General features: G+C 29.4%; 14 protein-coding genes. 5 read left to right on the plus strand and 9 right to left on the minus strand.

Features of this window, described 5'->3' with window-relative positions; genetic code table 11:
• Nucleotides 1-299: 299 nt before the first annotated feature.
• From creD to QZ288_RS04015, 4 genes are all read right to left on the minus strand, one after another.
• A complete protein-coding gene (gene creD, locus QZ288_RS04000; RefSeq protein ID WP_295155269.1) occupies nt 300-1637 on the minus strand; it encodes a cell envelope integrity protein CreD in 1338 nt (445 codons plus the stop codon).
• Nucleotides 1638-1726: 89 nt separating this feature from the next.
• On the minus strand, nt 1727-4558 hold the full coding sequence (locus QZ288_RS04005; protein WP_295155272.1) for a methyl-accepting chemotaxis protein: 2832 nt from the start codon (nt 4556-4558) through the stop codon (nt 1727-1729).
• 195 nt (nt 4559-4753) lie between these two features.
• Nucleotides 4754-6667: a flagellar hook-associated protein FlgK gene (gene flgK, locus QZ288_RS04010; protein ID WP_295155275.1), complete on the minus strand. Its 1914-nt coding sequence runs from the start codon at nt 6665-6667 to the stop codon at nt 4754-4756.
• A 322-nt stretch (nt 6668-6989) separates the two neighbouring features.
• Nucleotides 6990-8828 carry a methyl-accepting chemotaxis protein gene (locus tag QZ288_RS04015; protein WP_295155278.1) on the minus strand — a complete coding sequence of 613 codons (1839 nt, stop codon included), beginning with the start codon at nt 8826-8828 and terminating at the stop codon, nt 6990-6992.
• A 187-nt stretch (nt 8829-9015) separates the two neighbouring features.
• Between QZ288_RS04015 and hisC the strand changes: the two genes are divergently transcribed.
• On the plus strand, nt 9016-10080 hold the full coding sequence (gene hisC, locus QZ288_RS04020) for a histidinol-phosphate transaminase (RefSeq protein WP_295155281.1): 1065 nt from the start codon (nt 9016-9018) through the stop codon (nt 10078-10080).
• Here hisC and QZ288_RS04025 read toward each other — a convergent pair.
• The 5 genes from QZ288_RS04025 to QZ288_RS04045 form a co-directional block, all read right to left on the minus strand.
• The gene (locus tag QZ288_RS04025; protein WP_295155284.1) at nt 10077-11342 is read right to left on the minus strand and encodes a pitrilysin family protein; all 1266 of its coding nucleotides are present in this window, start codon (nt 11340-11342) and stop codon (nt 10077-10079) included. The two genes, hisC and QZ288_RS04025, sit on opposite strands and share 4 nt — an antisense overlap.
• Nucleotides 11343-11458: 116 nt before the next feature.
• Entirely contained in the window at nt 11459-12586 is a 1128-nt protein-coding gene (locus QZ288_RS04030) for a sodium ion-translocating decarboxylase subunit beta (protein WP_295155286.1), read from the minus strand.
• Between the two features lie 15 nt (nt 12587-12601).
• Nucleotides 12602-13015, minus strand: a complete 414-nt coding sequence (locus QZ288_RS04035) for a biotin/lipoyl-containing protein (protein WP_295155289.1) — start codon at nt 13013-13015, stop codon at nt 12602-12604.
• A gap of 47 nt (nt 13016-13062) precedes the next feature.
• Nucleotides 13063-13377, minus strand: a complete 315-nt coding sequence (locus QZ288_RS04040; protein WP_295155292.1) for an OadG family protein — start codon at nt 13375-13377, stop codon at nt 13063-13065.
• Between the two features lie 30 nt (nt 13378-13407).
• Nucleotides 13408-14952: an acyl-CoA carboxylase subunit beta gene (locus tag QZ288_RS04045; RefSeq protein ID WP_295155295.1), complete on the minus strand. Its 1545-nt coding sequence runs from the start codon at nt 14950-14952 to the stop codon at nt 13408-13410.
• Nucleotides 14953-15465: 513 nt separating this feature from the next.
• Here QZ288_RS04045 and QZ288_RS04050 point away from each other — a divergent pair.
• The 4 genes from QZ288_RS04050 (at nt 15466) to dapD (ending at nt 19099) form a co-directional block, all read left to right on the plus strand.
• Complete coding sequence (locus QZ288_RS04050; protein WP_295155298.1) at nt 15466-16659, plus strand: M20 family metallopeptidase; 1194 nt, start codon at nt 15466-15468, stop codon at nt 16657-16659.
• 89 nt (nt 16660-16748) lie between these two features.
• Entirely contained in the window at nt 16749-17630 is an 882-nt protein-coding gene (gene dapA, locus QZ288_RS04055) for a 4-hydroxy-tetrahydrodipicolinate synthase (protein WP_295155301.1), read from the plus strand.
• Nucleotides 17631-17658: 28 nt separating this feature from the next.
• On the plus strand, nt 17659-18354 hold the full coding sequence (gene dapB / locus QZ288_RS04060) for a 4-hydroxy-tetrahydrodipicolinate reductase (protein WP_295155304.1): 696 nt from the start codon (nt 17659-17661) through the stop codon (nt 18352-18354).
• Nucleotides 18355-18391: 37 nt separating this feature from the next.
• Nucleotides 18392-19099, plus strand: coding sequence for a 2,3,4,5-tetrahydropyridine-2,6-dicarboxylate N-acetyltransferase (gene dapD, locus QZ288_RS04065; RefSeq protein ID WP_295155307.1), 708 nt, complete (start codon nt 18392-18394; stop codon nt 19097-19099).
• Nucleotides 19100-19147: the final 48 nt, after the last annotated feature.

A 19147-nucleotide genomic window follows, 5' to 3' on the forward strand; every position in this document is an offset into this window, starting at 1 on the left:
CCGCCTTTGGCGAATTTATTTGCACGTCTGTGCCCCTGTGGGGCTGGCTTCGGCTCGCTTTTTTATTATTACTAATAAAAAACTTGTTCGTCAATAACTCCTGCCATTCTACGAATGTCAGGCACTCACAAGTTTTTTATTGTTGCCAGCTATAAACTTCTTTTATTCCTAATCTTCTTTCTTATTCTAACATTATTTGATTGCTGTAAAATAATCATTTAGAGTATTAAAATATTTCTCACCCATAAATATATTTTACAGTGAAAATATAAAAAGTAAAGAAAAAATTATTTAATACGCTAATTATTTTCTGAATACCAATTAGTATTACGGGTGAAATACATAGCAAATGCAATAACGGCAAATAAGCCTAATGTTCCCATAAGCAATGCATAATCGGTAAGCTGAAGTATGCCGAATAAAAATATATAAATTAAAGCCTCTGCAGACGCCATTGAAATAGTATATTTAGGCGATTTTATTATATATCCTATATATATAGAAGTTAAAGCTGTTACCATAAATGCACTTATAAAATAACTTAAATTAAAATTGATATGCTCTGATATAGCTAATAAAAGCAGATAGAATACAGCATTAGTTATACCTATAAGAATATACTGTACAGGGTGAATTCTCTTCTTTGAAAGCACCTCGCATAAAAATAATATAAAAAACGGAATGAATATAAAAAGTATAGCATATTTTACGCTTCTTGAAGTTTTCTGATAATTATCATTTAGAAGAAGAAAAGATACAAAAACATTATTATTCTTAATATCTGCATTATAATTAGCATTTTCATCGCTAGTCCAATATTTTGTAAAAGGAGTATTGAAGCTTGCTATATTCCACTCAGCATTAAATCCGTTATTATTAACTTCTCTTTTTGAAGGAAGAAATCCTCCTGTAAAACTAGGATCTTTCCATTTTGAAGATATTATAAAAGTATTTTCAGAAGCTAAAGGCGTTATTATAAGAGAGTTTCCGCCTTGAATATACATATCAATATTAAAATCAAAGCCGTTTAATATTTTATCTCTCGAAATAGAATACAAAAATTTATGAGTAAACATACTTAAATTTATATTAATATTTTTCTCATAATATGAAAGCTCTTCATTTTCATTAATTAATATATTAGGAAGCTTCATAAAATTTTTTTTATTTCCTATACCCAATATAAGCATAGCCTCATCATAAAGTATTATATTATTATTTTCATCTAAATTGTATATATCAGAATTATATTTATCGAATCTTCCATTAATATTTAATAAAGAATTAAAAACAGGTGCTTTAAATATACCTCTGTTTAAGCTTAAAACTTCTACATCTCCTTTTATATTATACTGATTAGGCATATAAAAAATATATTTTCTTATATAGCTTATTTCTTTGGTTTCATTATTAATAACTCTATTTAAATAAGGTATTGCAATAACAATGCCTTGTATATCGGCACTGCCTCCTACAGGGTCTATTATAGAAGATACTGCTTCTCTTTGATATCTCATTCTGTCTTTTACAACGCTGTTTATAAAAGCCATTGGAATTAAAAGCAAAAGTCCTAATATCACTATTATAAGTATTTTAAATCCTAAAGTCTTTGTAATCGGATTAATATCTTTTATCATATATGCCTCAAATTTATTATAATAAACTCTTATATTATAATTTTAAATTTATAAAAACACAATATTAGAGACATTTTTTATAAAACCTATTACCATTTAAGAACGAATTCAGTATAAATCTCGCCGTCTCTAATAGATTTTGTAATTTCCATAGTTGACCTTATATGAGTAAGAGACTCAAGGAAAAGACTAGCCCAAGCAAGTATAGCAAGCTCAATAACTTCAGGGTCTTCATTAAAGTTAGTAAGATGAACCACCAATAATTTTTTTCTAGCTTTTATTAATTCAATTTTAGCAGGGTCAAATAAATCAGGGAATATATGTTCTGCTGCATATCCTAAAGCAAAATGCTTAGGCATAAAGAAAAGCAGAGGCTTTATATATTTAGGAACTATCTGATAATAATGATATTCAGAAATTTCTTTAATGCCTGTATTAGCCCCTGAATAGAATAAATCGCATACCAATTTATAAGGCTTATGGAATGATGTTATATACGGATACCATTCCTTACTTGATATTTCATTTTTGAATATTAAAGAAGATGAAGGCTCCATCTCTGTTACCCATCTTTGATAGCCCTCCTCTCCGAATTTTGTTTTTATAAATTCTTTTAATATTATAAGAGTTAAGCCTTTTACCCTTTGAGTAACCGCATCTTTTCTGCCTTTTATATCCTTAATCTTATACTGAGATATTTCTGTTTCAAGCCCTGATAATAATCTGTTATTGTCATTAGAAAATTTATTCATACTATTTGCAGAATTAGAAAGATCATTTGAACTCTCTGAAATTTTTTCTACGCTTGCATGTATAGACTCGGATATGCCTTTTAATTTATTCATAGTTTTTGATGTAGAAATCGAAATATTATTAAGAGCTTCAAGACTATTTTTTATGTTTCCAAGTTTATCAGCCATATCAATATACTGAGTTTTAATATGCTCGCTTGACTGAGATATTTTAGTAATAGAATCTACTATCTCATTAATAGCCCTTAGCTGCTCAACAGAAGATACATGCACAGTGTCCATTATATCAGTAACTTCCTGTACATCTTTAGTAAGCAAATCAAACTGCTCAGTAGATTCTGTTAAATCATTTGTAGTTATAATAATTTTTTCTTCTATATTTTGAAGCACCTTATTTGCATTATCTGCCTGTTCATTTGAAACTTCTGATAATTTACGAATCTCTTCGGCAACAACAGCAAAACCAGAGCTATATTTTCCAGCGTGAGCTGCCTCAATAGCAGCATTCATAGCTAAAAGATTTGTCTGATGTGCTATATTCCTAATAGAGCTTACGAAATTGGAAATAAAGCCTAAAGCATTTCTCAAATCTCCTGTAGCCATAGAAGTAGCCTGCATTTTTTCTTTACTCTTTACAGAAGCAACCGATAAATCTTTAGCCTTATTTGTGGCTTTAGAAATAATAGCATCTATATTTTCTATAGTTTTACTCATTTCCTCTACAGAAGTAACTATCTGCTCTATATTTTCGCCTTCTTCAATAATATTATTCTGAAGCTCTCTAGTATCTCTTTCAACTGAGTCAATATTATTTGTATTTGAAGATATATATTCCTGCATATTCTGATTGCTGCTTTCTACAATTTCTACTTGGCTTAATTCATCATTAACATTATTTTTTATAATTTCTATATTATTATTGATACTGTATATTATTTCTAAATTATCGCTTATCTTTTTGGATAATGTATCGCTTTGCTTTTTAGAAGTTAATATAGTTTTCTTTACGCTTGAAAGTATATTTTGAAGAGAATTATTTAAAATTCCAACCCATTTTGTCATCTCTCCTATTTCATCGCCTCCTGAAATAGCAGGTATATTAACTGTTAAATCTTTATTATCTACAGAATCGCCTATAGCATCTGATATCTTCGTAATAGAGCTGAACAATACTTTAATAAAGAATATTATAGCTACTATTGCCATTAAGAATGCTATTATAATAGTATAGAATATAGAATTATTCATATCTTTTATTTGCAAAGTAAAATATGAATCAGGTATAAGCATTACTATATTTACAAGTCCTGCAATAGTAGTAACATAAGACTTATAAGAAGATTCATTAATTTCTATATCATTAACTATAATATCTCCTGTATTTAAATTAGAACTGAATATTTCATAAGCATTAGGATATAACAGCTCTACTTTATCATTAATATTAATACTGTCTTTAGAATTAATAATAGTCATATTTTTTTTATCTATTATCAATAAATCAGCATCTTCTATACTAAGAATATCTTTTATATTCTGCATAGAATAATTAAATAATACTCCCACATTAGCCAAACCTATAACTCTATTATTTGCAGAATCGAGTATTGTTGATGATACATTAAATGTAGAACCTATATTATCAGTTTCTATATAAGGAGTAAGCATTTTTCTTAAAAGAGGATTATTATCTAATTTATCATAATTATTAGTAAGATTGCTCCACATAATTTGATTAGTTGTATTCAATTTAGAATATTTATTATCTATAGTAGAGTATATATATGTAGAAAGCATATTATTTTCATTATAAACAGCAGAAGGATGAAACATTATGCTGATAATTCTGTCAAAGTATAATTGAGATTCATTTACAGAGGCAGCTAAAAAATCACGAAAATAATTATCCCTATATTCTGGAGCAGAGTTTTTTATATTATCATCATATCCTGCACATAAAGTTGCCGCTACCTTTGCCGCTTCTTCTCTTGATGACATTATATTATATTCAAATTCTTTAACTATTAATCTAAATCTATTATCTAAACTTCTTTCCGTAATAGCAGAAAAAGTTTCTGTATTTAAAGTAGTACTTAAAAAGTTGGTGCTTGCCGCTACTAGAACCATAACTCCAACAATTATTAAAATTATGCGAATCTTTATACTCATTTCAAAATGCTCCTGTATATTTAATATCGGAATTTGAAGTATATATTTTAAAGAATTATAACTATAATATATTTAAAACTAATGGCTGTAAAGAGATATAAATAAAAAAGTATAATATTTTTTATAAAGCATTATATATATAAAAAAACGGCGGCATCTAAATAAATAGACGCCGCCTAAAAAACTATATATTACTTACACACCCATTCTATTTATCACCACATCAAGAAGCTGATCCATAACGCTTACAACCCTAGCAGATGCATTATATCCGTGCTGATACATAGCCATCTGAGCAACTTCTTCATCTAAATTGACTCCAGATACTGACTGTCTTAACTTTTCTAAATATTCCATAACAACAGTTTGTTTTTCTGTTTCTGCATTGGCTGTCTCTGTTCTTGATGCTATTTTTGATATGCTTCCTATATAAAAGTCATTAAATGTAGATTTACTCTCTGCCATTATCTCTTTATTTTTTAAATTAGCTATAGCCAAAGCATTAGAGCCGTCTCCTATTCCATTCCATTTATCATTAAAGCCGTTTCCTGTAGTATCTATGCCTTTTGAAGCTGCTATATAGTTTACATCGTTTCTTATAATATCATTAACTGCAATAGCCGATGCAGGATGTCTGTCCGGTGTAACAGTAAAGTTTCTAAAATCTCCTGCTAAATTATTTACCTGATTTACTGCCTGCCAATTATAAGCACCGTCTGCACCTGACTGATTTAGCAATCCTGTAATACCCACAAGAAAATCGCCAGAATCTTCTATATGCTTAATAAAATAAGAAGGCTTTATATAATCATCAAAACCTCTTGCTTTAAGTACAAGTCTGTTTTTATCATCTAAATAAGCGGATACATTAGCTTCGCTTGAATTAATCTTATCTATTAAATCTCCTACTTTCATCTGAGCAGTATAATCTATGGCAATATCAGTACCTTCTCTTGTTTTATTTCCAAATATTAAAGTTCCGCTGCTTCCTATACTTGCAGTTGAATCTACAGAATTAATACCGCTTACCTTAAACATTATAGTAGAATCTTCCTGCCCGTCATTATTAATATCAAAATTACCTATTACAGAAGGAGTAGTTTTTGTAACTGTAAAGAAATCTATGCCTGTTTCCTGATTAAGTCCGAAACCGCTTCTATGAACTTCATTTACGCTGTCGGCTAAATTCATAGCAAAAGTATCTAAATCATTTACAGCATCAACAGTATCAACATCTCTAAGCTCTAATAAAGCCTTTAATTCTCCGCCCTCAAACTGTACCTGAACATGATCTTTTTTCCAATAAATATCATACATTCCTTCATTATTAACATTTCTTTCTATACTTAATTCGCTTACTATATTGCCCTGAATCAAAGCCCTTCCGCCTATATAAATCATAGTTTCATCAGGATCAATAGATTTTATATCAACATTAGCAAGAGAAGAAAGCTCATCTAAAAGCAAATCTCTTCTGTCTAATAAATCATTAGGATTTTGCCCCAATGCCTGCTGTTTTACTATCTCTACATTTAAATCTTTAATAGAATTGGATATATCATTGATTCTATTAACCTTATTTTCAGTTAAATTATTCAAATTATTACGCATACTATTCATTTGATTAAACATCTGATTAATAGAATTATTTATTCTGTCAGCTCTTTCCACAAGCACCATTCTAGTGCCTCTTTCTGCAGGATTAGAAGCCATTTCCTGCCAAGAATCCCAAAAAGCATCTAAATCATTTCTCAAATTAGAATTTCCGGGCTCATTATATATAGCTTCCAGCTGCTTTAAATAATCAGACTTTGTTTTCCAATAGCCGTCAGTGCCAAGCTCCGTCATAATTTTAGAGTCTATGAATTGATCTCTTATTCTCTCTATTGAAGTGATTTCAGCACCCTGTCCTATCTGTCCTGCACGTTCTGCTCTATTCAAACTAGGTGCTTCCAAAGGCTTATCAAATGTACGCATTACTACTCTTTGTCTGCTGTATCCTTTAGTTGCAACATTATTTATATTATGCCCTGTAACTTCCAAAGCTGTTTTGAAGCTCTGAAGGGATCTTTTACCTAATTCTATACCAAAAAATGAGCTTGTTGACATTATTATGCTCCTTAAAAAATAATTTACTTCTAATTAATTACTATAATTATCGTATTTGCAGTAAAATTTATTACACTTTTTTTATTATTATTGTAATCTAAGGTAACATAATAAGGTAAAAATATATATTTATCTAAAACTATTAAACTGAATATAATTAAAAAATATTTTTATATATTTATCACTTTATTGATTTATAAAAGTTTATAATTTTTTAAATTAGATTAAAATTATATAAAAAATATATGCAGATAAAGACGCTTTATTCAATAAAAATTATCTTTATATCTGCATATTTGTATTTATCAGCATTTTATTTGTTTTAAACTTTGAAAAAACTCATAGCACTAGCCAATTCTTTTGCCTGACTTAAAAGAGAGTTAGAAGATTCAGAAGCCTCTTCCACCAAAGAAGCATTCTGCTGTGTTACAGTATCCATATCCAAAACAGCTCTATTAATTTGATCAACTCCAGCCTGCTGCTCCACTGCTGTAGAACTGATATCCTGCATAATTTTTGCAGTATCTTCTATTCTTGACTGAATCTCTGCAAATATATCCTGAGAAGCTCTGGCAGATTCTGTAGCCTTATTAATCTTATCATAAGCATTATCAACTAAATTTGTAATATCCTTTACCGATGACTGAGTAGTCTGAGCCAAATTTCTAACCTCGCTTGCCACAACAGCAAAACCCTTTCCCATATCTCCTGCTCTTGCCGCCTCTACAGCAGCATTCAAAGCAAGTATATTAGTTTGAAAAGCTATATCTTCTATTATTTTTGTAATATCTTTAATCTTTGTGCTTGCCTCATAAACTTCTTCTATATTTTTTGTAGTTTCTAATATTATATCCCCTGCATTTTGTATGGACTTTCTAGATTCTACCATCATTTTATTTCCTTCTACCGACTGATCTGTTGATGACTTTATTGTAGAAGCCATTTCCTCCATTGAAGAAGATGTCTGCTCTAAACTAGCAGCCTGTGATTCTGTACGGCGTGATAAATCCATACTTCCCTGAGAAAGCTCCTGAGCATTTACTCTTATTTCATCTACTGAAGTTCTAACCCTAAAAATAATTTCTGACAGTCTGTCTCTCATATCAAAGAAAGAATTAGCAAGTATTCCTAATTCATCTTTACGGTTTATACTTCTATCACTAGATGTTAAATTACCGTTTGAAATCTCTTTAGATATGAAAACTAATTCATCTAATGGTTTTGTAATACTTTTTATATACATAAATATCAATATACTGCATAATATTACAAATATAGGTCCTATTATAATTGTGCGAAGAATCGTATATTTTATCTCTCCGTATATTTCACTGTCTAATTTTGAAAATATAACAGACCAAGGCATTATAATAGCATTTTTATAGGCTGCCGTATATTTTTCTTTGCCTCCAATAGTATAGGACTCTATAATTCCCTCTTCAGTTGTTTTTGTTATATCAAATGCACTGTATAAATCTCCTCCTACAGTCTTATAATTAGAAGAGAGTATTATCTTGCCTAAATCATTTGCTACAATAAGATGTCCGTTAATATTTAAATTTTCTATAAAATATTTATTTACTTCTTTCAAATCTAAATTTATATAAACTAATCCTACAAAATTACCTTGAGAATCTTTAATTCCTCCGCAAAGAAGCAATGCATGTCCTCCTGTAGTAGATGATATGCTCGGAGAATTATCATAAGTAAATTCATAATTATTAGATTTCATTCTTAAAAACAAATCTTTATGAATCTCTGCTATAGATGCCCCAGCAAGATTATCATCGGCACTGTCAAGCAGAATATTTCCGTTAATATCTGCTAATCCTATATTTATAGCATAAGTATTTGCTAAAGCAAAATCCTTTAATCTATTTAAAGCATCATTTCTTAATGCAGTATCTTCTATACCTAATATGCCGCTAGCTAATGTACCTGACTGAGAGTAAGTTGATATTGCAAGCAGCTGTTCATGCAGTATCATATATACCATATATGAATATCCTGAAACTGTAGATGAAAAACCTTCTAATGAAGATTTTCTTATAGCCCTAGAAGATGACCAAATTGAAATCGAAGCTAATAAAGCTATTGTAATAAAAATAATAGAACTTATTATAACAGGCACTTTAAATGATAAGCTATGTATTTTTTTCATAATAAAAAAACCTCTGTATTAAAATTATGCAATTAAAAAAATATATTTTTATAATAATAGTATTAATATAACAATAAAAATAATACTGTCAAATATTTTTTAATTTTTTTAATATATATTTATCATATTGTTATATAATTTAATATTATATATAATAAAATAAAAAAATATTAAATATGGATTTTTTATGAAAAATTTTTTAAGCGATAAAGCAAAATCTATAGAGCCTTATACTCCGGGCGAACAGCCTAAAGATAAAAAATATATAAAATTAAATACTAATGAATCTCCTTATCCTCCGTCTGATATGGTAAAAAAAGCAGTAATAAAAAGCAGTTTTGATGATTTAAGACTTTATCCTGACCCTAATGTTTCCGATTTGAAAAAAGAAATTGCAAAATTATATAATATAAATACAAATAATATATTTATAGGAAACGGCTCTGATGAAATATTAGCTTTTTCTTTTATGGCTTTCTTTAATAAAGGAGATAAAGTTTATTATCCTAATATTACATATAGTTTTTATTCCGTATATTCATCTCTTTTTGATTTAAATGAAATAAAAATACATTTAAAAGATGATTTTACTATAGATATAAATGATTATAAAAATTTAGATGCTGGGATATTTATAGCAAATCCTAATGCTCCTACAGGACTATTATTAAGCAGTTCTCAAATAGAAGAAATTATAATAAGCAATAGAGATAATATAGTGATAATAGATGAAGCATATATAGATTTTGCTCAAACTGAAAGTGCATATAAACTTATAAATAAATATGATAATCTTTTAGTTATACAAACTTTTTCAAAATCAAGATCATTAGCAGGTATTCGCTTGGGTTTTGCTCTAGGAAATGAGAATTTAATACAGGGACTTAAAAATATAAAATATTCTTTTAATTCATATACTATTAACAGGCTTTCAATAATTGCAGGAATTGAAGCTGTAAAAGATAAAAAATATTTTGAATATAGCGTATCAAAAATCATTAATACCAGAGAGAGAATAAAAACTCAGTTAAAAGAATTAGATTTTAAAGTACTTGATTCAAAATCAAATTTTCTATTTATATCCCATAAAAATATATTTGCTGAAAATATATACTTAAAATTAAAAGATAATGGAATATTAGTAAGATATTTCAAAACAGATATTATCGATAATTATATAAGAGTAACAGTAGGCACAGATGAAGAAATGGATATTTTCATAAATAAAATAAAAGATATAATAAAGCCTTAATTAAGTTTTAATTTTCTGCTTAAAGAATTGCTTATATCCTTAGTGCCTTTATCTCCTACCGATGTAAGGAAGAATTTTTTACTTAAAAGTTTTTCATCTATAACTTCATTAATCATCTTCAAATCAACTTTATCTATAATCTTATAAAGTTCTTTAAATGATACATATTTAGATAAATATAATTCATGCCTTGCATTCTTATTCATTATAAACTCGGCACTGAATTTACTGAAAGCCATAGAACCTTTATAGCTTTCTTTAGCCTCTTCAAGCTCATCTTCTGATATTCTATCATTAATCAGTTTTTCTACTTCATAGTATATGCTTTCTATAGTTTCTTCATATCTGTCCAAACTTGTAGAACCATGTATCTCAAATGTGCCGCCGTTAATAAAACTTGAATTATAACTGTATATATTATAGCAAAGTCCCTTATTTTCTCTTATAGACTGAAATAATCTTGAATAAGAACTTCCGCCGAATATATCATTTACTATATTCATAGCATATCTTTTTTTACCGTCGCATACATTATATGAAGGAGCTATAAGAGAAAAATAAACCTGATTAATCTCCTGCTTTTCTTTAGTTATAGTTTTATAATAGAAAGGAAGCTCTTTATTAACAGTTCTGGCATTTTTTTCTAATTTAATTTTTTCCAATCTTTTAACAGCATAATCTATATCAAAATTTCCTGCTATAGAAATTACAAGATTATTAGAATTAAAATGTTTTTTAAAATATGAATAAATTTTATCCTTGCTTATTTTTTTTATATTATTGATATTTCCGCCTATTGGAAAGCTCATAGAAGTGCCTTTATATGCCGCAGCAAAAAACTGATTTGCAGATATCTCTTCAGGAGTATCATTAGACATTTTAAGCTCTTCAATGATAACTTTTTTTTCTCTATTTATATCCTCTTCTCTGAAAGCTGAATTAAGTATAATATTTTCTAAAGTATCTATAGCCCTTTCAAAATATTTTGAAATAATATTTATATAGAAAGAAGTTAAATGTCTTGAAGTAAATGCATTAAATATGCCCCCTACTCCTTCTATAGACCTTATAATATCTTTGGAATTGGTATTATGAGTACCTTTAAAAAGCATATGTTCTATAAAATGAGTATATCCGTTTTCTTCTTTACTTTCATTAGCACTTCCTGTTAAAAATAGAAAACCTATAGAAACAGTATCAAGCATAGACATCTTTTCAAGTATAACTTTAGTTCCATTTTTTAATACTAATCTTTTTACCATAATTTTCCCTATACATTTATAGTATAATTTTCGGCAGTACAGCCATAAAATAAACCCTATTTATTTTGTATAATAAATAGGGCAAACGATTAATGTTTAAAAAATATTATTTATATCTAATGAAAAAATGTCAAAAGTATACCCATAACAAGGGCGCCTGATATTATGCCTGAAATATTAACAGCCATCGCATGAAGAAGAAGACAATTTGAAGAGCTATTTTCCTGACCATAAACATGAGCCCCCCAAGCGGGCACTGGAAAAGCACTAAGTCCTGCAGAACCTATTATAGGATTAACTTTTCCGCCTGATAGTATATTAATAATTTTAGCACTTATAATACCTATTGCAGTACTTAATATTAATGATAATAATCCGAAAGCAAATATAATCACTGTATCAAAAGTCATAAAATAATCAGCGGATGCAGAAGATCCTATTGCTATTCCTATAACCATAGTTAATATACCTGTTAAAGACTTCTGCAAGTTTATAGAAAAATTCTTTATAATATCTGATTCTCTTAAAATACTTCCGAATAAAAGTGCTGATATAAGAGGAAAAGAATTTGATAAAAATATACCGCAAAGCCCCATAGCAATAACTGCAAATATGATTTTTTCTCCTCTTGAAACATGTCTTAAATAATTCATAGGTATTTTTCTTTCTTTTGAAGTAGTAAGTACTTTTGTAAGTCCTGACTGCATTATAGGAAGAAGCTCCATATAAAGATATGCCGACATAACAATAGCAGCAAAATATTTAGGCTCTGCAATCAAAGATGATATATACATAGCCAAAGCCCCGTCAGCAGCACCTATAATAGAAACAGATGCAGATAAATCTTCTCCTATACTCATAGAACTCATTATATAAAATACTATAAGTATGCCTATCTGAGAGCTTGCCCCTATAAAAAAATTTTTAGGGTCAGCAAGTACAAGTCCCAAGTCTATCATAGTTCCAACAGCAAAGAATACTAATACAGGATAAACTCCGCTTTTTGCACCGCTATTAAGAATACCCATAAAACCATTAATAACATTCTCTGTCATTTGAGGAAGAGGCATATTAGCAGCTAGTATTGCAACTCCCATAGGAAGAATAAGCAAAGGCTTTTTCTTATAATAAATAGACATATATATAAAATATGCTCCTAAAAGCATCATTATAATTTGGGCTATAGTCGGAGGATAAAAACCTGTAAATAAATTGTTAAAATCCAAACCTAAAGCTTTATTCATATTTACCCCTTAATATTACTTAATCTGTAATATAACCTGACCTTCCACAACTGAAGAGCCTTTTTCTACATGTATAGATTTTATCTCGCCTGAAGCAGGAGAAACTATTTCATTTTCCATTTTCATAGCCTCCAATATAACAAGAACCTGTCCTTCCTGCACCTTATCACCCACAGCAACACTGAATGATATTATAGTGCCGGGTATAGCCGCTTTTACTGATACGGCATTCTCATCTATAGGAATTTGAGCCGTACTTGATACAGAAGGCATATTAGATACATTTGATGCAGAAGATGTTTGAGATGCAGAAGCCGATTCTCTATTTACTATAGTAGATACAGCTTTGCGGGAATCTACAGGCTTTACTTCTTCTACTGATACATCATAAGTTTTTCCATTAACGGTAATTTTATATTGTTTAGTCATAATTATATTTTCTCCAAAATATTTATTTTTTATTACTGGCTTAAAGCTTATTTATTTATTCTATTAGCCATTCCCCATATAGGAGTTTTAGATTCTTCTATAGATGTAATTATAAATTTATTATTGGACATACCTGTATAGGCTGATATTGCAGCTGTGATAACCGCAGCAAGTTCAGTATCATTAAGCAAATCTTCTTCTTTGGTTTTGCTTAATGATACAGTTTTGATAATCTCTTCTTCTTTTTTAATATTTCTAGTTTTGAAAATTATTCCCAAAATCAAAGATAATATATAAAATACTAAAGCAACTACAAAAACAGATATTATGCCGAATATTGTAATAGCCGCATTATGCTCCATTCAATTCTCCTTTTAATTTAAAATTAAATATTATAGAGGTATATTTCCGTGCTTTCTAGGAAGTCTTTTTTCTCTTTTACTTGCTAGAAAATGCAAAGCATTGATTAAATAACTTCTTGTGTATTCAGGCTCTATCACATCATCAACATAGCCTCTTACAGCAGCTCTGTAAGGATTAGAAAACTCTTTTTTATATTCCTCTATCTTTTCGGCTCTTACCTTTTTAGGGTCTTCTGCATTATCTATATCTTTTTTAAATATTATATTAGCAGCTCCCTCAGGTCCCATAACAGCAATCTCGGCAGAAGGCCAAGCATAAACCATATCCGCACCCAAATGCTTAGAACACATAGCAATATAAGCTCCGCCGTAAGATTTTCTTATTATAAGAGTGATTTTAGGTGCTGTAGCCTCTGAATAGGCGTATAAAAGTTTAGCACCATGTCTTATAACACCATTATGCTCCTGAGCTACACCGGGTAAATACCCTGCAGTATCAACCAATGTAATTAATGGTATATTAAAGCTGTCGCAGAATCTTATAAAACGGGCAGCCTTATCTGCAGCATTTATATCAAGTACTCCTGCCATAGAATTAGGCTGATTAGCTATAATGCCTACAGATTTTCCGTCAAGACGGGCAAAACATATAACTATATTAGGGGCAAATAAAGGCTGAAGTTCAAAAAATTCGCCGTTATCAGCTACTCTTTTTATAATCTCTTTAATATCATAAGGCTTATTAGAACTATCAGGAAGTATATTTGATAATTCCTCATCTGTTCTATTAGGATTATCTCCTGTATTTTCTAAAGGCACATCCTCTAAGTTATTCTGAGGTATATATGATAATAATTTTTTAACGCCGTCTAATGTAGATATTTCATCTGGGAACATCAAAGAGGCAACACCTGAAGTTTTACTATGAACGAAAGCCCCGCCCAAATCCTCTGCTGAAACCTTCTCTCCTGTTACAGCTTTTACAACCTGAGGTCCTGTTATAAACATATTTGAACCCTTATCAGTCATAAATATAAAGTCCATCAAAGCGGGAGAATAAACGGCACCTCCTGCACAAGGACCCATTATAACGCATATTTGAGGTATAACTCCCGAAGCCTGAACATTTCTATAGAATATATCGCCGTAGCCTCTTAATGAATCTATGCCTTCCTGTATTCTAGCTCCTCCTGAATCATTTATACCTATACAAGGACAGCCCAATTTTATAGCCATATCCTGCACTTTACAAATTTTAGCAGCATGCATCTGCCCCAAAGAACCGCCTATTACTGTAAAGTCTTGTGCATATATGCATACCTGTCTGCCGTTAATTTTTCCATAACCTGTAACGACGCCTTCGCCTGCTATTTTATTTTTTTCCATACCGAAATCATTGCATCTATGCTCTATAAATGCATCAATCTCGCAGAAAGTATCTTCATCTAAAAGATGCAAAATGCGTTCTCTAGCTGTTAATTTGCCTTTTTTATGACGCTCTTCTATTTTTTCTATGCCGCCTGATTCTTCTATTTTCTCTTTTCTTTTTCTAAGTTCATTAATTTTATCCTGCATATCTCTTTAAGTCCTTATTAGATTTTTTTATCTAATTATCATATTTAAACAAAATTTAAATTAATATCGGAAAAATATATATAATCATTTTTTATTTATTGCAATAATATTTTATAACTTTTGTATGTTTTAACAATTTAGTCGAATGTTAAAATAACTAAAAAAATTTAAGTTTTATATGAATATAGGGGCGGGAGGGCGGGCTGATTAAAGTAAATAAAAAAATAAATATATGCTTTTATTATAAATACAAAAAATTTTGACGGCAGTTTTATATCAAAAAATAATGCTATTTTCTTGACTTTTATAATATTATTACATATTATAATACTATAAACGATTTTTAAGGAGTTTAGAATGTATACTTCATTCACCTCAAATATATATTTTCAGCTTTCTAAATTCTATAAATCTTTCAAATGTAATTTATCAAAATCTAAGAAATAATTTTCTATATAATTTCATTAATAAAAAAATAAATATAGTTTTTAAAATTATCAAGGTGTAATAATAATGCAGAATAATAATTATATAGTATCAAATGATATTCTTTTATCTATGAAAGATTTTCTGATAGATTTGAGAAGAGATTTGCATGCTTATCCTGAACTTGGATTTGAAGAATTTAGAACCTCTGAAAAAATATCTTCTATACTTAAATCTCTTAATATAAATCATAAAACAAAAATAGCAGAAACAGGAATAATAGCAGATATAGAAGGAGAGGATAAAAACTTTACAGTCGCTTTTAGGGCGGATATGGACGCTTTGCCTATGGAAGACAAAAAAAACTGCTCTTATTCATCAAAAAATAAAGGAAAATGTCATTCCTGCGGACATGATGTGCATACAGCCGTACTTACAGGAATAGCAAAATATTTTTCGCATATAAAGCCTCCCTGCAATATAAGACTTATATATCAGCCTGCCGAAGAAACTACAGGCGGTGCTTTGCCTATGATTAATGAAAATGCTTTAGAGAATGTTAATGTTATTTACGGGCTTCATGTTCGTCCTGAAATAAAATGCGGACAGATAAGCACAGCTTACGGAGCAATGTATGCAAGCTCTAATATGTTTGAAATACATATACAGGGAAAATCGGCACACGGAGCAAAATCATATAATGGAATAGATCCTATAATAATTGCTTCTCATATTATTACTCAGCTTCACAGCTTTATATCAGCATTTACAGATAATACTATAAGGCTTCATATAGGTACTATAAAAGGCGGAACTGCAGGCAATATAGTGGCTGATAATGTAAAAATGCAGGGAATAATTAGAATGCTATGCGATGATAATACAAGAGAAAGCAGATTAAATACAATAGAAAATATTATTATTAATACATCTAAAAGCTTCAATGCAGAAGGGAAATTTATTAATATGCCTTCTTATCCTGCTTTAATAAATCATAAAGATGCTGTTAATATTATAAGACAATCGGCAGAAGAGATTTTAGGCAAAGAAAATAGTTTAGAGGAAAGCCCTAATATGACTACAGAAGATTTCAGCTATTATCTTCAAAAAATACAGGGAGCTTTTTTTAGTCTCGGAGTTTCAAATGAAAAAATAAATATACCTATTCATAACGGATTATTTGATATAGATGAAAATGCTATTAATTTAGGAGTAAAAATTCAGGTGTTAAATGTTTATAATACTTATAAAAATAAAGAAAAGTTTATAAAACAAATATAATTATTTTATTTTAATTGTTATTTTAATTTTTTTAATTTTTTAACTATGGAAAAAAATTATAATACAGTATATAATTAAAGGAGATGGATATGTCATTATTTGAGGGATCAGGTGTAGCTTTAATAACACCATTTACAAAAGATAATCAGGTTAATTATAAAAAACTAGAAGAACTTATAGAATTTCAAATAGCAAATAAAACAGATGCTGTAATAGCAGCAGGTACTACAGCAGAAAGCTCAACTCTCTCGGCTGAAGAGAGATTAAAAGTAATTAAGTTCTGCATAGAAGCTGTAAAAAAGAGAATTCCTGTAATAGCAGGCACAGGCACTAATAATACAGCAGAGGCAGTGGAGTTTAGTAGAAAATCTTATGAATATGGCGCCGATATGGTTATGGCAGTAACACCTTATTATAATAAAGGAAATGAAAGCGGTATTATTGACTATTATACGAAAATAGCAGATAATGTTAAATGTCCTGTTATTATATACAGCGTGCCTTCAAGAACGGGAGTTAAATTATCTTTAAATATTATTAAAGCTTTATCTGAAATTTCTAATATTCAGGGCATTAAAGAGGCTAGCGGAGATATAAGCTATGCTGCAGATATTGTCAATACTGCTCCGAAATTGAATATATATTCAGGAAATGATGATATGATAACTCCTATGATGGCTTTAGGTGCTAAGGGTGTCATATCAGTTACAAGCAATATTATACCTAAAGAAAATCATGATATGGTTATGAATTTTATAAGTGGAAATGTTAATGAAGCTGTTAAATTGCAGATTAAATATATAGATTTGATAAGAGCTATGTTTATAGAAACTAATCCTGCACCTATAAAAGAGGCTATGAATATAATGGGGTTTGATGTAGGAGAATGCCGCTCTCCATTAGGACCTTTAAGCTCTAAAAATAGAGAGCATATAAAAAACATCATAAATAAATACGGATTAAAAAAATAATTTTTATAAAAATTAAAAGGAGTAAAATATGAAAGTATTAATACACGGAACAGGTGTAATGAGTTCAATATTAAAAGAAGTTATAGAAAGAGAAGGCGAATTAGAAATCACAGGTTTTGCTGATGATTTCACAAATGAAAAAGGAGATATGATTATAGACTTTTCTCATTTTTCAAGACTTGCTAATGTTATAGACTATGGTGTAAAAAATAATATACCAATAGTTATAGGAACTACAGGATATGATGAAAGTATGCTTGCTAAAATTGTTGAGGCTTCTATTAGTATTCCTATAGTGCTGTCATCTAATACTTGTATAGGCATTAATCTTATGAATGAAGTTGTTGCTAAATTGGCTCCTCAGCTTAGAGATTTTGATATTGAAATTATTGAAACTCATCATAATAGAAAGGTTGATTCTCCGAGCGGTACTGCTAAGAGTCTTTACAATATTATTAATGATGCTTTAGGTAATGAAATGCATTTAGTTAATGGAAGAACAGGACTTCATGTGAGAGATAAAAAAGAAATAGGCATACATTCTGTAAGAGGAGGCTCTGTGATAGGAGATCATAGCGTTATTTTCTACGGCGATGATGAAATTATAGAAATCAGACACTCTTCCACTTCAAGAAGAATATTCGCTAATGGTGCTATAAAGGCTGCTAAATTCCTTTTAGGTAAAAAACCAGGTCTTTACAGAATGAAAGAAGTTTTATCTTAAAATATAAATGCTAAATTATTATAGGAGTATAACTGAAATGGATATGCTGGAAAAATCAGAAGATATTATTGCGTATATTAAAAATTCTAAAAAGAAAACCCCTGTAAAAATATATATAAAAGGAAATTTACCTAAAATAAAAAAAACAAATGCTAAAGTATTTTCTTCAGGCGAATTTCATTTTGCAGTCGGAGACTATGAAGATATAAATTCTATATTAGAAGAATACAAAGATTTTATAACCGACTATTATTTAGAAAATGACAGAAGGAATTCAGGCGTTCCTACTTTGGATTATTTAAATATAAATGCCAGAATAGAACCCGGTGCTATTATAAGAGATAAAGTAAAAATCGGAAATAATGCAGTTATTATGATGGGAGCTATTATCAATATAGGTGCTGAAATCGGCGAGAACACTATGATAGATATGGGGGCTGTTTTGGGCGGACGTGCTATGGTAGGAAATAACTGTCATATAGGTGCTGGTACTGTGCTTGCAGGTGTTATAGAACCTCCTTCTGCAAAGCCTGTCATTGTAGAAGATAATGTTGTTATTGGTGCTAATGCTGTCATTATAGAAGGCGTACATATTGGAAAAAATGCTGTTATTGGAGCTGGCGCCGTTGTTTTAGAAGATGTTGAAGAAAATCAGGTTGTAGCTGGAAATCCTGCTAAAGTAGTAAAAACTAAAGATGAAAAGACTTCTGATAAAACTAAATTGGTAGATGATTTAAGAAAATAATAATTTTTAATAATAATAAAAAAATAATTAAAAAAAGTGAGCCGAAGC

Origin of the sequence: uncultured Brachyspira sp., from assembly GCF_910578695.1 — a bacterium.
Classification (GTDB): domain Bacteria; phylum Spirochaetota; class Brachyspiria; order Brachyspirales; family Brachyspiraceae; genus Brachyspira.

Bases quoted from the DNA above. Each gene is read 5' to 3' on its own strand.
- QZ288_RS04030 (WP_295155286.1), bottom strand. From the start codon at position 12,586: ATGAATAAAGCTTTAGGTTTGGATTTTAACAATTTATTTACAGGTTTT.
- creD (WP_295155269.1), bottom strand. From the start codon at position 1,637: ATGATAAAAGATATTAATCCGATTACAAAGACTTTAGGATTTAAAATA.
- QZ288_RS04035 (WP_295155289.1), bottom strand. From the start codon at position 13,015: ATGACTAAACAATATAAAATTACCGTTAATGGAAAAACTTATGATGTA.
- QZ288_RS04040 (WP_295155292.1), bottom strand. From the start codon at position 13,377: ATGGAGCATAATGCGGCTATTACAATATTCGGCATAATATCTGTTTTT.
- QZ288_RS04005 (WP_295155272.1), bottom strand. From the start codon at position 4,558: ATGAGTATAAAGATTCGCATAATTTTAATAATTGTTGGAGTTATGGTT.
- QZ288_RS04050 (WP_295155298.1), top strand. From the start codon at position 15,466: ATGCAGAATAATAATTATATAGTATCAAATGATATTCTTTTATCTATG.
- dapA (WP_295155301.1), top strand. From the start codon at position 16,749: ATGTCATTATTTGAGGGATCAGGTGTAGCTTTAATAACACCATTTACA.
- QZ288_RS04045 (WP_295155295.1), bottom strand. From the start codon at position 14,952: ATGCAGGATAAAATTAATGAACTTAGAAAAAGAAAAGAGAAAATAGAA.
- dapB (WP_295155304.1), top strand. From the start codon at position 17,659: ATGAAAGTATTAATACACGGAACAGGTGTAATGAGTTCAATATTAAAA.
- QZ288_RS04015 (WP_295155278.1), bottom strand. From the start codon at position 8,828: ATGAAAAAAATACATAGCTTATCATTTAAAGTGCCTGTTATAATAAGT.
- hisC (WP_295155281.1), top strand. From the start codon at position 9,016: ATGAAAAATTTTTTAAGCGATAAAGCAAAATCTATAGAGCCTTATACT.
- QZ288_RS04025 (WP_295155284.1), bottom strand. From the start codon at position 11,342: ATGGTAAAAAGATTAGTATTAAAAAATGGAACTAAAGTTATACTTGAA.
- flgK (WP_295155275.1), bottom strand. From the start codon at position 6,667: ATGTCAACAAGCTCATTTTTTGGTATAGAATTAGGTAAAAGATCCCTT.
- dapD (WP_295155307.1), top strand. From the start codon at position 18,392: ATGGATATGCTGGAAAAATCAGAAGATATTATTGCGTATATTAAAAAT.